The organism is Kitasatospora sp. NPDC001547 (genome assembly GCF_042894165.1).
Classification (GTDB): domain Bacteria; phylum Actinomycetota; class Actinomycetes; order Streptomycetales; family Streptomycetaceae; genus Kitasatospora.
Genome location: NZ_JBIAVL010000035.1, coordinates 9,918 through 23,424 on the forward strand (window position 1 = coordinate 9,918; position 13,507 = coordinate 23,424).

14 protein-coding genes and 1 pseudogene are annotated in these 13,507 nt (G+C 69.8%); 8 read left to right on the forward strand and 7 right to left on the reverse strand.

What is annotated here, in order from left to right:
* From ACFY0X_RS34825 to ACFY0X_RS34840, 4 genes and pseudogenes are all read left to right on the forward strand, one after another.
* A partial coding sequence (locus ACFY0X_RS34825; RefSeq protein ID WP_387760524.1) for a hypothetical protein occupies positions 1-775 on the forward strand: 775 nt, incomplete at its 5' end.
* 99 nt (positions 776-874) lie between these two features.
* Positions 875-2,062, forward strand: a complete 1,188-nt coding sequence (locus ACFY0X_RS34830) for an RICIN domain-containing protein (protein ID WP_387760525.1) — start codon at positions 875-877, stop codon at positions 2,060-2,062.
* A gap of 77 nt (positions 2,063-2,139) precedes the next feature.
* Positions 2,140-2,724, forward strand: a pseudogene (locus tag ACFY0X_RS34835) (trypsin-like serine protease); the annotation flags it as partial.
* A gap of 53 nt (positions 2,725-2,777) precedes the next feature.
* Complete coding sequence (locus ACFY0X_RS34840; RefSeq protein ID WP_387760526.1) at positions 2,778-3,791, forward strand: hypothetical protein; 1,014 nt, start codon at positions 2,778-2,780, stop codon at positions 3,789-3,791.
* An 812-nt stretch (positions 3,792-4,603) separates the two neighbouring features.
* Here ACFY0X_RS34840 and ACFY0X_RS34845 read toward each other — a convergent pair.
* The 4 genes from ACFY0X_RS34845 to ACFY0X_RS34860 all read right to left on the reverse strand — a co-directional run bounded on the left by ACFY0X_RS34845 (position 4,604) and on the right by ACFY0X_RS34860 (position 7,653).
* Positions 4,604-4,795, reverse strand: coding sequence for a hypothetical protein (locus tag ACFY0X_RS34845; RefSeq protein WP_387760527.1), 192 nt, complete (start codon positions 4,793-4,795; stop codon positions 4,604-4,606).
* A 243-nt stretch (positions 4,796-5,038) separates the two neighbouring features.
* Entirely contained in the window at positions 5,039-5,257 is a 219-nt protein-coding gene (locus ACFY0X_RS34850; RefSeq protein ID WP_387760528.1) for a hypothetical protein, read from the reverse strand.
* Between the two features lie 238 nt (positions 5,258-5,495).
* Positions 5,496-5,630: a hypothetical protein gene (locus ACFY0X_RS34855; RefSeq protein WP_387760529.1), complete on the reverse strand. Its 135-nt coding sequence runs from the start codon at positions 5,628-5,630 to the stop codon at positions 5,496-5,498.
* Positions 5,631-6,369: 739 nt separating this feature from the next.
* Positions 6,370-7,653 carry a hypothetical protein gene (locus tag ACFY0X_RS34860; RefSeq protein ID WP_387760530.1) on the reverse strand — a complete coding sequence of 428 codons (1,284 nt, stop codon included), beginning with the start codon at positions 7,651-7,653 and terminating at the stop codon, positions 6,370-6,372.
* 463 nt (positions 7,654-8,116) lie between these two features.
* On the opposite strand from ACFY0X_RS34860, the gene ACFY0X_RS34865 reads away from it, so the two are divergent.
* From ACFY0X_RS34865 to ACFY0X_RS34875, 3 genes are read left to right on the forward strand one after another with little or no spacing between them, the layout of a single operon-like run.
* Positions 8,117-8,566, forward strand: a complete 450-nt coding sequence (locus ACFY0X_RS34865) for a hypothetical protein (RefSeq protein ID WP_387760531.1) — start codon at positions 8,117-8,119, stop codon at positions 8,564-8,566.
* 1 nt (position 8,567) lies between these two features.
* Positions 8,568-8,921, forward strand: coding sequence for a cupin domain-containing protein (locus ACFY0X_RS34870; RefSeq protein WP_387760532.1), 354 nt, complete (start codon positions 8,568-8,570; stop codon positions 8,919-8,921).
* 25 nt (positions 8,922-8,946) lie between these two features.
* Positions 8,947-9,357, forward strand: coding sequence for a hypothetical protein (locus ACFY0X_RS34875; RefSeq protein WP_387760533.1), 411 nt, complete (start codon positions 8,947-8,949; stop codon positions 9,355-9,357).
* On the opposite strand, the gene ACFY0X_RS34880 is transcribed toward ACFY0X_RS34875, so the two are convergent.
* From ACFY0X_RS34880 to ACFY0X_RS34890, 3 genes are read right to left on the reverse strand one after another with little or no spacing between them, the layout of a single operon-like run.
* A complete protein-coding gene (locus ACFY0X_RS34880; RefSeq protein ID WP_387760534.1) occupies positions 9,332-11,446 on the reverse strand; it encodes an integrase in 2,115 nt (704 codons plus the stop codon). The genes ACFY0X_RS34875 and ACFY0X_RS34880 overlap by 26 nt on opposite strands.
* Entirely contained in the window at positions 11,443-11,589 is a 147-nt protein-coding gene (locus ACFY0X_RS34885) for a hypothetical protein (protein WP_387760535.1), read from the reverse strand. The genes ACFY0X_RS34880 and ACFY0X_RS34885 overlap by 4 nt, the downstream gene beginning before the upstream one ends.
* Positions 11,590-11,593: 4 nt before the next feature.
* Entirely contained in the window at positions 11,594-11,818 is a 225-nt protein-coding gene (locus tag ACFY0X_RS34890) for a hypothetical protein (RefSeq protein WP_387760536.1), read from the reverse strand.
* A gap of 1,076 nt (positions 11,819-12,894) precedes the next feature.
* Here ACFY0X_RS34890 and ACFY0X_RS34895 point away from each other — a divergent pair.
* A complete protein-coding gene (locus tag ACFY0X_RS34895) occupies positions 12,895-13,482 on the forward strand; it encodes a hypothetical protein (protein WP_387760537.1) in 588 nt (195 codons plus the stop codon).
* Positions 13,483-13,507 lie beyond the last annotated feature (25 nt).

A 13,507-nucleotide genomic window follows, 5' to 3' on the forward strand; every position in this document is an offset into this window, starting at 1 on the left:
CGGCTGGAGCCCGTGGACCATGACCGGCGACTGGAAGTTCAGCGGCACCCCCACCACCGTGTACAACCCGGACACCAGGACCGCCGAGGTCTTCGCCCTGCGCACCGACGGCACCATGGCCCACCTCTACAACACCGACGGCGCCGGCTGGCACGGCTGGTTCGCTCTCAACCCCTCAGGTCAGTTCACCGGCGTCCCCGCCGTCCTCCACAACCCCGTCACCAACACCCTCGACGTGTTCGCCACCGGCACCGACGCCTCCATGTACCGCGCAACGTGGAGCCGCGCCACCGGCTGGAGCCCGTGGACCATGACCGGCGACTGGAAGTTCAGCGGCACCCCCACCACCGTGTACAACCCGGACACCAGGACCGCCGAGGTCTTCGCTCTGCGTACCGACGGCACCATGGCCCATCTCTACAACACCGACGGCGCCGGCTGGCACGGCTGGTTCGCTCTCAACCCCTCAGGTCAGTTCACCGGCGTCCCGGCCGTCCTCCACAACCCCGTCACCAACACCCTCGAACTCTTCGCCACCGGCACCGACGCCTCCATGTACCGGGCGACCTGGAGCCACACCACCGGCTGGAGCCCGTGGACCATGACCGGCAGCTGGAAGTTCCGCGGCTCCCCCGCCGTGGTCTACAACCCGGACACCAGGACCGCCGAGGTCTTCGGCCAGGGCACCGACGGCGTCATGGCCCACGCCACCAAGGCCGCCGACGGGGCCTGGTCCGGCTGGTCCGTCGTCGGCCAGATCCCCACGACGGGCTGACCGCGACCGCTCCAGCGCACCCGGCCGACCGCACCGCGACGCACCGGCCCGAGACACCACCAGGCCCAGGTCCAGGTCCAGGAACGGAGAACCACTCCCATGCCTCACCCACGCCCGCACCCGCGCACCGCACGGACGGCCGGAACCCTCACCGCCACCGCCCTCGCCACCGCCCTCCTGACCGGCACGCCCGCACCCGCCGTCAGCGGCGACACCGCGCCCGCCGACTCCTACACCTTCACCGCCAAACTGGACATCGGCGACGGCAGGCGCGCCTGCACCGGCGCCCTGGTCGACCCGTTCTGGGTCGTCACCGCCTCCTCCTGCTTCGCCGACGACCCCGCCCAACCGACGACCGTCCCCACCGGCCCACCCGCGCTCAGAACCACCGTCACCATCGGCCGCACCGACCTCACCACCACCACCGGCCAGGTCCGGGACGTCGTCGAACTGATCCCCCGCACCGACCGCGACCTGGTCATGCTGCGCCTGGTCAACCCCGTCATCGACGTCGACCCGCTCGCCGTGTCCACCACCGCCCCCACCCCGGGCGAGGAACTGCGGGTGACGGGCTACGGCCGCACCAAGGCCGAGTGGGTGCCCGACAAGCTCCACAGCGCCGCCTTCACCGTCGGCACCGTCCAGCCGACCGGCCTCGCCATCGCCGCCAAGACCCCTGCGGACGCCGCCCTCTGCAAGGGCGACACCGGCGGCCCCGCCCTGCGCAAAGTCGGCGACCGCTACGAGCTCGCCGCCGTCAACAGCCGCTCCTGGCAGAACGGCTGCCTCGGCTCCACCGAGACCACCCGCACCGGCGCCTACGAGACCCGCACCGACGACCTCGGCGACTGGATCCAGCAGACCGCCGCCCTCGACTGGACGACCCCGCTCGTCAACACCAACAGCGGCAAGTGCCTGGAGATCGACGACTCCCTCCTGACCGACGGCGCCCGCGCCCAACAGTGGACCTGCCACGGCCTGCCCACCGCCCGCTGGACCTTCCACTGGGCCGACGACGCCTGGGAGGTGCGCAACGCCAACAGCGGCAAAGCCCTGGAAATCGAGAACTCCCTCCTGGCCGACGGCGCCCCCGCCCAGCAGTGGACCTTCCACGGCCTCCCCACCCAGAAGTGGGACCTCGTCAAGGCCCCCGGCGGCTACGCCCTCAAGAACCGCAACAGCGGCAAGGCCCTGGAGATCGACGACTCGCTCAAGACCGACGGCGCCCGCGCCCAGCAGTGGACCTTCTACGACCTCCCCACCCAGAAGTGGGCCTTCTCGTACTGACCCCCGAGAACGACCCAGAACCCGAGCCCGGAACCCGGAAGCGACCCGGGCCCGGAACCGGCCCGGAGAGGAATCCCATGCCCCGTAAGACCCCGTCCCGCTCCTGGCACACCGGCGTACTCGCCGCGGCCACCGCCGTCGGCGCACTGGGCATCTGCGTCCCGGCCGGCGCCGTGGTCGGCGACGCCGCCGCCGACGGTTCCTACGCCTACACCGCCCGCCTGGCGATCGGCGACGGCAGGCGCGCCTGCAGCGGCGCACTGGTGGACCGCAACTGGGTGCTCACCGGGGCCTCCTGCTTCGCCGACGACCCGGCGCAGCCGCAGGCCCCGGCCGCCGGCCCGCCCGCGCTCAGGACCACCGTCATCGTCGGCCGCACCGACCTGGCCACCTCCGGCGGCAAGACGTCCGAGGTCGCCGAGCTGGTGCCGTACCAGGGCCGTGACCTGGTCATGGCCCGCCTCGCGGTGCCCGTCGACGGCATCGCCCCGATCACGGCCGCCTCCACCGCCCCCGTCGCCGGGGAGACGCTGCGGGTACCCGGGTACGGGCGCACCAAGGACGAGTGGGCGCCGCTCCAGCTGCACACCGGCACGTTCTCGCTCGACATCGTGAACGCGACGGGCATCACCACCACCGGCACGAACGGCGCGGCGATCTGCAAGGGCGACACCGGCGCCCCGTCATCCGCGAGAGCGGCGGCCGGGCCGAGCTCGTGGCGATCGCCTCCCGGTCCTGGCAGGGCGGCTGCCTGGGCACTCCCGCCACCGAGACCCGCACCGGCGCGACCGGCACCCGGGTCGACGACGTCCACGACTGGGTGCAGCAGACCCGCGCCAGGGCGTGGGACTGGAAGACCCAGGCCCTGGTGCCCGCCGACGCCGACCTGTACCTCGCGACCCGCCTCTACGACGGCACGTGGACGCCGTACCAGGACGTCCAGGCGGCGGCCGGGAACATCGGCGGCGTGCGCGCCGTCTCCTCGGTCGGCATCGACGGCGACACCCACGTCCTCGCGCTCGGCGGTGACGGGCACCTGCACTACGCTGTCCACAACCTGGACGGTGGCTGGGGCCAGAAGTTCGTCGACCTCGACACCACCGTCGCCGACCTCGGCACCGTCACCCAGCTCTCCATCGCCAACGTCGGCGGCGACCTGCACATCGTCGTCGTGGCGAACGGCCGGCTTCTGCACAGCCGCCGCCCCGCGAACGGCCAGTGGAGCGTCTTCGGCGTGGTCACCGACGAGACCGGGCCGCTCAACGGCATCACGTCCCTCGCCGCCGCCGGCGTCCGCGGCGGGGAGCTGCACATCGCCGCCGTGTCCGGAGGGAAGGTCTACCACGCCCGTCGCTTCGCCTCCGGGGTCTGGTCCTCCTGGGGGTGGGTCGCCGGGGCCGCCGGGGCCACCCCGCCGGTGACCGGCGTCGCCGTCACCCCCCAGGGCACGGACCTCAACCTCGCAATCGTCACGAGCGGCGGGCAGTACCACACCGTGCGCTACGCTGACGGCAATTGGCAGCCGTTCAGGCTCCTCGCCGACGCCACCGGGACCAGCGTCAGCGCCGCCCCCGTCGACACCGACGCCCGGTTCGCCGTCACCACCACCGAGAACAGGATCGTGCTGACCGCCCGTCACGGCGACGGCACCTGGTCCGCCCCCGAGTACCTCGACCTCACCGCCGTGCCCGGCAACCACACCGGCACCGCGATCAACGCCTCCCTCTGACCACCGCACCACCGCGGCGGGGCTCCACCGGGGCCCGCCCGTCGTCAGCCGCCGGACGTGAGAGAAGGAAGAAGCCCGCGCTAGGCGCAGCGACCCCTGGACACCACCACCGCCCACCCACCACCCACGAAACCAGGGACAGAAAGGGCAGCAGAGGGTGTTTCCACAGGGCGATGAATTGTGTCGGTCGGCCTCGACGGTCCCATGGCGGCGTTCCCTACACGCGCGGGGCCGGCACACCCAAGGGTGTCCCGGCCCCGCGGGAGTTCCCGGCTGAGAACGATTACGGCCGAGCAGCTCGCCCCCTGTTCCTACTGGTGTCCAGTCAACTACACTGCGTACCAGGCCAGTTCGCCATGTCTGATGCACGGGAGAGGGAGGGCTGTGAAGACAGTTCGTCGCACTCTAACCAGCGCTGTGATCGGGATCGGGCTGATGGCAGGGGCCTTGGCTGTGCCCGCCGCGGCCGCGCCGCATCGAGCGCAGGATGCAAGGCCGGCAGTCGCTGCAACGGGTTGCTGGGAGTGGAACCATTACATGGAGTTCGCTTCAAACACACCATGGCACACTCAGCCCTACGGAAGCAGTTCGGTTGCCTTTTATGGCGGCGGATCGGTCTTCATCATCTCCTACTGCATCAACAGCTACGGCAACTACTGGTACTTGCGAAGCTCGGGCCACTACGCCTACCAGACCTACCAGGTACCCGGATAGCGCCTTCACTCTGCGGCCCGCCGCGGGGCGCAGCCAGGAGTGGGAACACGCTGACACGCGGGACCGGCACACATTCAGATGTGCCGGCCCCTGGGGGCTCAGCGAGCGGGCCGGGCGTTCTCTTGCTTGACCCGCTTGTAGCCGTTGAGCAGGCGTTCGGCCCATAGGTTGGCGGCGGCGGCCTCCGGGCACGCATAGCGGCGCTCGAGAGCCGAAGCGCATCCCAGAGTGCGGCGCGGCACGCCGCCGAGGCCGCGGCGAATGCCATCTGAACTGGTGGTGGCCGGCACCCCGAGGGTGTGCCGGCCACCACCAGCCAGTGCCGGGTCAGCTTGGCCGGTATGGCGCTACCTGTTTCTTCGTTCTCGACCATGCGAACGTGCGGGGAGAATATCCGGAGGATGAGCAGAGATCCCCGCCGTCGTTCCGGCACCTGTTCGCGCAGATGCTCGGCCCACTGGCCGGTCAGCGGGCGGCCGTAAGACAAGCTTCCCGCTCGCTCTCCCAAGGGGAGCGGGGAAGCTGAGCTGTGATTAGAGATCGAATGTCCTACCGGCCGCAGGCCAGACCACCAGGTCTCCGCCGATCACCTCGATGAGATGCCCCGGATACGTTCGGCGGGCAGTTTCGGCATTCACTTCGCTCCAGGCATGGTCAGCCCTGAAGACCAGGGCACCCTCGATCATCTCCGCTTTCCGGGCTGCCGCCGGCCAACGGACCCGTACATCCTCTTTGGTGAACTCTTGTGCCATAGCCCGAGGGTGACATGGCTCAGCTGCCGTATCGGGCCGGAGCGGCCAGAATCACCCGCATGGCGACGCGGCTGTCGTACTCGCGGCGGGCCTTGCGCTGGCCGGGACCGCTGGGAAGCCCGGGGTGCCGTCGAGCGGCTGGCAGCAGGCGAGGAGTCGGCGGTGACGCGCAGGGTGTAACCCTGGCCGCGCCGTACCGGCACGGCTTGGTCGGGGGCGGCGTGGTCGGTGGGCTGCCTCACCACACCCGGGTCGTCTCCGGGGAGGGGCCACCGCCGTGGTGGTGGCGCAGTACGGCCTCGGCCAGGCGCGCCCAGGCCTTGCGGAGCCGGATTTCGTCGGCCCGGCCGGCCTCGCGCGCCCGGTCGTACATCCCGGCCTCCCCGGCCGTCTCGGTCAGCGCGTCGTGGAGTTCGCCGAGCGCCTGGTCCCAGCGCGCGAGGGCGCGAATGCGGCCCGGACCCGGGAGGTGACCGCGACCGCCGGCTCGGCGCCGCGGGCCCGCGCGTCCGCCGAAGCTTGCTGCAGTGCCCCGGCGTCCAGGCCGTCGAGGAGTTTGTGCCACGGCTCCGTGCACACGGCGTGCCGGGCGATGAGGACAAGCTGTCGCGCGAGGGTGTCGGGCCGTTCCTCGGTCGGCGCCCACGGCGGGGTGCGCGGCGTTGGGGCGGGGGGAGCGGGACGACAGCGTGCCGCCGGGGCCCAGGCCTCCTCGCCCGTTCGTCGGGCCCCCACGTCGCCGGGCGGACGCCTACCGGCACCTGGCCAAGGCCACCAACGGCCTCGCCACCGCGAGCACCGACCTCGACGGCCGCCTCATCCAGGGCCTCAAGCCCGGGGCCGTCGCCAACGTGCTGGACCTCGCGCTGGCGGTAGCCGCCGTGGGCCTGCCGCTGGAGGGCACCGACTACCCGCGCTCCTACGCCTCCACCCGGTCCAACCCGGCCGCCCGTACGGGCGCAGCGGTGAGCGCCGCGGCGACGGCCACGGCGCGGACCGACACCGAGTTCGGCCTGCCCGATGCTGGTAACCCAGGCCATTGGAAGTTGCGGAACGACCGATTTCCTCGATCTGGCGCGAGCGGTCTCACGGCGGACGTCGTCCGGCTCGGGTTAGTTGGCCTCCCCCAGGCAGTTCAGGGCTTGGCGGAAGTCGTCGAGAGCGGGCCCGAACTCGCGGGCGGCGGTGTGGAAGGTGGATCGGTCGATCAGGATTCTGGCCAGTGTTCGTGTTCCGCCTGCCGGATCGTGCTGAGACAGCCGACCGGCCAGACCCACTCCGTCGTCGAACAAGGAGCGCACCCGCTCCGCGAACCGATGAGTGCGGTTCTCCCAGTACACGGCGGAGCGGACGGTGAGGACCCGATGCAGCCGGACCAGTTCGCCGAGATGCCGGTCCGGATCCTCGATGGCTCGCGCAGCAAGGCTGTCCACCTCTTCACGGAGGGCTTGAAGGCTGCCGAAGTAGCGTCGCGTGACATCAGGCGACCACTGCATGGGTGCGGCTCCCGAAGGCGGACGTGGTTCATCGGGCGCAGGCCGGTCGCTTTCGGCACTGGAGATGGTCAGCAGTACCGCCCAGAAGGATGCTTGATAGCCGCTCCAGGACTTCCGCTCACCGGTGTCGGCCAACTCGGTCAGCAAGGCGAGTGCTTCTTGCCGCGCGAGGGCCGCCTGCTGGCTTCGGCCGTGGGTGTCGAGCATCTGCGCGTACCCGATGAGCGAGTAGAGATGGCAGGCCATCGGGCCGCGATCGTTCGCGGCTTCGGCGGCTTCCATGTTGACGAGTTTCTCGAATGCGGTGAGTGCTTCGCTGGGCCGGCCAGCGTCGTGGAGAGCGGCGATCCATTCCAAAAGTGACCAGGCAAGCGCCCCGCTGGCAGGTCCATCGGGCAGGATCGCTGTGACCAGCTCGGTCATGGCATCAGCGGCCTCGGCATACCGGCCTTCTTCGGACAGTCCGGTAGCCCACTCACGCAGCCCTTTGACTACGGGGTCTGCGGACACTTCGGCTTGTGCGCGGCCGATGGTGAGCATCTCGGCGCGCATGGTAAGTCCTTCGGCGCGTCGGCCCGCCATATACAGCTGTCGCTGGCACGAGTCGAGGGCCTGGTACAGAACACTGGCCCGGGCAGGCTCGGCCCGGTCGATGCACCGCGCAGCGGCCACCGCCTCCTCGCACAGCGCGAGCGCGGACAGATGCCACTTGCCAGCGCCGGTGTCGTAGCTCAGATCTTGCAGAGCTCTTGCCAAGCGAGGAAGGTACGCGGCGGGGCTGACCTGGGAGAGCACCCGGTAGGCGTCAACTTCCTCGCGTGGCGTGCGGCGTCCCGACGCAAGCAGCACATTCCGTGCTCGCATGATGTCGTCCTGATCGACCTTCCCCGAGTGATTCATAACGGAGATTCTGGGCGCCCCGGAGAGAGTCGAACAAGGCAGGTCGCATGTGCTGTTCCTCCTACGAAAACATCCTCTGACCTGTCATGATGGGCGCGATATCACTTCCCCGGCCTTTCCGGTCCCGGTCCTGACCATCGGCTGCTCAGGGTCGGGCAAGGCCACCCTGGCCGCGGCCTTCGACCGCGACGACGTACTCAGCGCCGACGCGCTGAGGGGCCTGCTCACCGGCAGCTTCTCTGTCAAGTTGGGCGTGTAGAGGATGGCGGCTGCTGGCAATGTCATCGGCACCCTGCGTGATGGGTGCCGAGCTGAGCCGGAGGTCGTGGCGACGCACTCTCCGGCGGTTCGTCCGTGAGACGGACCTCTACTTCCGGTACTTTCCGAGTGCGCTTCACCGAGTTGGGGTCGTACCCAGAAATCGATTGAGTTCCGAAAGCTGCGCCGCCAGTAGGAGGCCGGAGTGTCTGCCGCGGAAGATGATCCGATGATCATTGAGAGGTATAAGCAGGCTCACGAGAACCGTCGAAAATGGGAGGGGTATATTTGGCAGTGGGGAGTTATCTTGACGGTCCTTGCTGCCTTGTTTGCAGGCTTTGGGAAGTCGATCAAGGATGTTTCTGAGCTGTCTCCTGAGGGGCGCCTTGCTCAACGTCTAGTGCTTTTGCTTGTGACGTCTTTCGTGATCGCTATCTCATTGAACGTCTGGCGTGCCCGAGCGCTCATGAAGACTCTTGAGCGAGCCCTTGAGGAATTCAATCCTGACCAGGAGGAGCTTCCGACGACGCCGCGCGAGCTCGATGCCAAATACCCCCCGAAGTTCAAGGTGAGCTCAACCTTCGTCGCCTTCGCGTGCCACATGGCGGCATGCGTCGTGTTTGTCTATCTCACGGTATATGCATGGGTGGCATGAAATGAAGCACGTTCGAATCTCTGACGCTTGGACCGAAGAGCGCGGTTATGCGCGCGAGATTCTTCTTCCCTTTGAGGCATCGCGCGACGGGGCAACGCAGGTTCAACTGACAAGGATCGCACCTGGGGAAATGGTTCCCGTTCATTACCACAGGCGGCAAACGGAGTACATCTTCTTCCTGGAGGGCGAGTGTCGCTATCAATTCGGGTCGGGAGTTGTCAACGTGAAGGCTGGCGATCTCCTTGTTATTGAGCCGATGGAAAGGCATTCGACGGAGAATAGTTCTGCAGTGCTGGCTCTCTTTCTTACCGTAAAAGTGGACGACTCGGCCGGAGATACCGTCTGGGAAGATTAGGCCGACGGCCCCGGTTGGGCAGGCAATGCGCGAAGCGCGGTGGTGCGTTCTGCCCCTGCCGACGCAGGAGCTGGTTCTCGGCCGTCACCTGGTGCAGGACGCCGACGAGGGCTTCGACATCCGCCTTGAGCTGGGCGATCTCCTCAGCGTCGGCGGCCCGGAGTTCCTTGAGACGGCGGACCTGTTTGCGCAGGCGCTGCTCGCTGTCTGGGGTGCCACCGAGGGTGCGGATCCTCTCGTAGAACTCGTTCTTCAGGTCGGTGTGCCGCTGGATGAGCGCCTTGCGCGGTACACCAGCTTCGCGCGCGAGGGCGACGATGGTCAGCGCGCCGTCGGAGTGCTCCGGTGTCTGGCTCAGGATGCGGTCAATGGCGGCGCGGATTCGGTCGCGCGTTCGTCTGGAAAAGGGCTCACGGTGTCGGCTCCTGGAGGCTGATGCGGTTGTGTTCGTGGTGGTCGGCCATGCCTCGGAGGCGGGCGGCACGGGATGCGAGCCGGTCCGCGAGCGGGCCGGGCACCGCGTGCGAGGCGGCCTGCTTCTCCAGGGGCTGGGCGTGCCGGACGAGGTCGTCGACGTGGCGGTCGGTGCGGGCGATGTTCGCGCACGGCGGCCGGCAGCGGTCCAGACGCGGAGCGTCCGTGATGTCGGTGCGGTGGCACAGCGCGCGGTCGCGCTGGTAGACGCGCATCAGGAACGCCTGAGGGTTGTCGTGGACGGTCAGGGCCGGGTTGTTCAGGATGTCGAGGGCCTGGCGGTGGGTGCGTACGGAGCCGGCGAAGGCTGGGGCCTGGGCAGCGGCGTGGATGGCACGGCGGGCCGCCGGACCGGAGATGCCGGCTCCGGTGGCGAGGTCGTCGTTGAGGGTGGTGAGGGCGTCGGCGGTGGCCCGGGCGGTCTCGATGTCGAGGAGTTCGTGGATGCCGTCGCGGCCGCGGGCCGCGTAGCCGACGCTGACCGCGGTGCGCAGGTGCCCATACTGGACGGCCAGGGCGACCAGGCCGCCGGGGCGGCGGGCGATGTGCCAGGCCAGCGAGCGGCGGAAGCGGGCGGTGCCGATCGCGCCGTGCGGGTCGGCGGGGACCACTTCATGGTGGCGGTCCAGGCGCCGGGCGAGGTCGGAGGCGAAGACGGCGAAGTCCTCGATACGGGTGCGCATCGCCTGAAAGTGGATGGCCCGGCCGGTGGCGGCGCGGCCGCGCGGGATGGTGTGGGCGGCGGTGTCGAAGAGCAGTCCGTCGGGTGCGATGCGTTCGAGGACGCGGATCGCGCTGACGACGGGGGCGATGGCCACCCACGGCACTTCCCGGACCTGGCCCGGGGAGTGGTGGTTGCCGTCCGGGTCGAGGACGCCTTTGAAGACGCGGCCGTGGATCAGGTACCGCCCCGGCGGGTCCGGCTCGGGACAGCAGCCGCTTTCCAGGGCCATCACCTCCCCAGGCCGCATACCGGTCAGGTAGGCCAGGACGATGAAGCAGGCTATGGTCAGGTGCCGCATGAGCTGCGGGATCTCGGTGAAGTCGAGGGCGTCGGCCCAGGGGCGGCCGCCGACCGTGCCGGTCACCGGAGTGGTCGGCGGGCACCGGCCGGGGCGGGCGCGCAGGTCGTCGCGCAGGCCCTTGCGGCGGTCGGTGGCCAGGTGGCTGTTGACCTGGCGGGGAGGGCAGCCGGCCTGGGCGGCGATGTAGATGACGCTGACCTGGTGCTCGCCCTTGTGCCGCCGGGCGGGTACCGGCTCACCGCGCTCGATGAGCCGGTCCAGGTAGCGGGCCAGGCGCGCCATCGACTCTCGGGTTCCTGCCGTCCGCTCGGCCCGCTCGGTCAGGTCCTGGGCTTCCTGACGGGCGGTGAGGATGTCCTCGGCGAAGTCGTCGACCATGCGCAGGGCCCAGATCAGCAGCGGCCCGATGGTGTCTTCGGCGAGCGGCTCGCGGCTGTTCTCGCCGCGGCCGACGGCGGGCACGGCCGGGAGGTAGTCGTCGACGCCGTACCGCTGCCAGGGCGGCATCGCCGGTCCGGCCGGGGCGGCGCTCGCGGCGTCGAACGCCCACAGCCGGGTCAGCGCCACCAGTTCCTTGGTGGCGTCGCCCCGGGTCGCCCCGGGCCGGCGCGCGTGGTGCGCGGCGTAGGCGGTGAAGGTGTCCGCCGTGCACCTGGCGAGGTCGGTGATCTCCTGGCCGGTGAGCCAGTGCGCGAACCGGTGCCACCGGCGGACGGTGTCGTAGACGCCGTGCGGGCCCAGGCGGGAGTGCCAGGCGGGGTGGCCGACCATAACGCCCGCCGGGAGCTCCGTGTTGATCATCATCCAGGCGGCCAGCCGCATCTGTTCGCGCAGGGCGGCCGGGACGGGCGACCAGTCGATGCGCACCCGGGCCGCGCCGGGGTTGGCGATCAGCGGGGCGAGGGACCCGTCGTCGTCGGCGTAGATCGACAGGAAGGGGTGGCCCGGCGCGACGACCAGCGCCGGCGCTACGACGGGGGTCTTCCACGTAGGCAGGAGCGGGAGCTCGGCCGGCAGGGCAGTCACAGGTCGTAGTCCCCTTGCAGGAGGTGGGCGATCACGGCGCGGTCGTCGTCGGTGACCGCTGCCAGGGCGGCCGCCCAGACCGCTTCGCCGAGCCGGGTGCGCAGGTCGGCGAGCCGGGCGCGGCCGTCGGCCCAGTCCAGCACTGGATCACCGCGGTGGCGACTTCGAGCTGCGGCGCACCCAGTCCAGCGGATCGCAGAAGACCCGGGTGTAGTGCTCGCACGGGCGCGGGTGTTGCTCGGCCGGCACCGCCAGGTATCCGCGCTGCAGTTGCTTCGAGGTCGCCGCTGCGAAGGTGTGCCGCAGCAGGCGGGCGTGGCAGGCCGGCTCCACGCCTGCGGCCCGGCAGCGCCGGTTCGCTGTCGCGAACATCTCCTTCCACGCCGACACCCGTCAGCGGCTGCCTCTGCTCGCCCAGCGACAGCGCCGCCGACTCCAGCCCGCCCGGCCCCTTCGCCAGCAACAGCCGTCGCTGTGCTGGCGTCAGGTGCTTTACCTCGACCGGGAACGACGAGCCGCTCCGGCGCGCGATCGGCTTCATGGGATCCTCCACCACCAGCCTTCCTCCCGCTGCGGCCGCCGGAGTCGAGCGCGCGGTAGAGCGGAGCCCGGGTGACGGCACATCCCCCACCCTCTGCGACTGGCATCACAACATCGCCGGCCAGCTCTTCGAACGGAGCACTCGGGAAGGCAGAGCGGCCCGTGATGCCGAAGAGTAGGCGGCGTGACGCGGGCACCGCTGGTGATGTCCTTACGTCCGGACACGCGATGTCCATTCAGCATCCCCCTCTGCGCTCTGCCGGGTTTCTGAACCGCGAAGGGGCGCCACTCCCGAAAGGTTGCACCGTGACCGAATCCCGAGCGACTCATGAGCAGGCCCTGCGCGAGAGCCTCGAGTGCATCCAGACTCCGGACTTCTTCGGTCGCACCTTGATCGAAAGGATCCTCACGATCGCGTCCGAGAAGAGGGCGGCAGGCGACCGCGGCCGACTCGAGATCGATGCGAAGATCTACATGTCCTCCGATGGCCTGGACGAGACTCCGATGGCTCAGCCTTCCGGGCACCATAAAGTCTGCATCTACGTCCATGGAGAGCAGATCTGCGTCGTCCCGATTTGGCCCCCACTCACGTAATAAGCCGCTGTCGTACAGAACGGGGGGCTTCCTGACCACCTGGGAATCCTCTGTGGGTAATCGTGGCTCGTCATCGGAACAAGGCAACGGGCACGGGGCGGACGCCTGCCGATCGAGGCAGCCCAACGACCGGGCAGGGGTGGCGCGTAGCCGGCGTGTCGCCCTCGGCGAGCGGATGGTGCGGCGCTCACGGTCAACCGGCAGACGGCGCGGTCCGCGACCAAGCCGGCCTGGGCCCTACGAACCGGGTGGCGGCGCTGCTGGAGGAGACTTCCCTGATGATTTGGTGAGTTCAAGCGTCAGGGAGGCGTCGGTTGGCCGAGTGGCAAGTGGTGTGGGTAACCGACGTCGACGGGTGGGGTGCCCTGCCTTCCGAAGGGGTGCTGGGGCTGCAGGACCTGCCGTCGGAGGTCGCTCGCACCTCGGCCAGCGAGTCGTACGCCACCTGCAACGAGTGGATGCGGCTGGCGCGGTGGCTGCACCAGCGCCGCATCGACGATCTGGGCGCCTGCACTGCGCAGCTGTGGCGGGCCTATCTGGCCGAACGGCTGGCCGACATCACCCGCAACAGCGCGGTGCTGGCCTGCGGCCGGCTCACCGACCTGTGGGCCTTCGACGGCCTCAGCGTCGCCCCGATCGGCATCGTGCAGCCGCCCTGGGAGACGGAGGGGTTGGACGACTCCCTCCCCGCCGCCGACAGGGGTAGCGGCGAGAACGCCACGGAGCCGCTGGACCCGCAGGTCCTGGGCCCGCTGCTGATCTGGTCGATCCGCTTCGTCGACGACTTCGCCGACGACATCCTGGCCGCCTCGGCCGAGCGAGACCGCCGGCCCAGCGCGCCGCCTCGAACCGGGCGGCCCCGGACACCTGGACGGCACTGGAGCGATACCTGCTGCCGATGACCCGCGCCGGCCAAGCCCTATCCTC

Excerpts from the sequence above, each read along its gene's own strand:
- ACFY0X_RS34875 (WP_387760533.1), top strand. The coding sequence starts at position 8,947 with ATGCGCGAAGCGCGGTGGTGCGTTCTGCCCCTGCCGACGCAGGAGCTG.
- ACFY0X_RS34870 (WP_387760532.1), top strand. The coding sequence starts at position 8,568 with ATGAAGCACGTTCGAATCTCTGACGCTTGGACCGAAGAGCGCGGTTAT.
- ACFY0X_RS34830 (WP_387760525.1), top strand. The coding sequence starts at position 875 with ATGCCTCACCCACGCCCGCACCCGCGCACCGCACGGACGGCCGGAACC.
- ACFY0X_RS34855 (WP_387760529.1), bottom strand. The coding sequence starts at position 5,630 with ATGTACGACCGGGCGCGCGAGGCCGGCCGGGCCGACGAAATCCGGCTC.
- ACFY0X_RS34890 (WP_387760536.1), bottom strand. The coding sequence starts at position 11,818 with ATGTTCGCGACAGCGAACCGGCGCTGCCGGGCCGCAGGCGTGGAGCCG.
- ACFY0X_RS34850 (WP_387760528.1), bottom strand. The coding sequence starts at position 5,257 with ATGGCACAAGAGTTCACCAAAGAGGATGTACGGGTCCGTTGGCCGGCG.
- ACFY0X_RS34860 (WP_387760530.1), bottom strand. The coding sequence starts at position 7,653 with ATGAATCACTCGGGGAAGGTCGATCAGGACGACATCATGCGAGCACGG.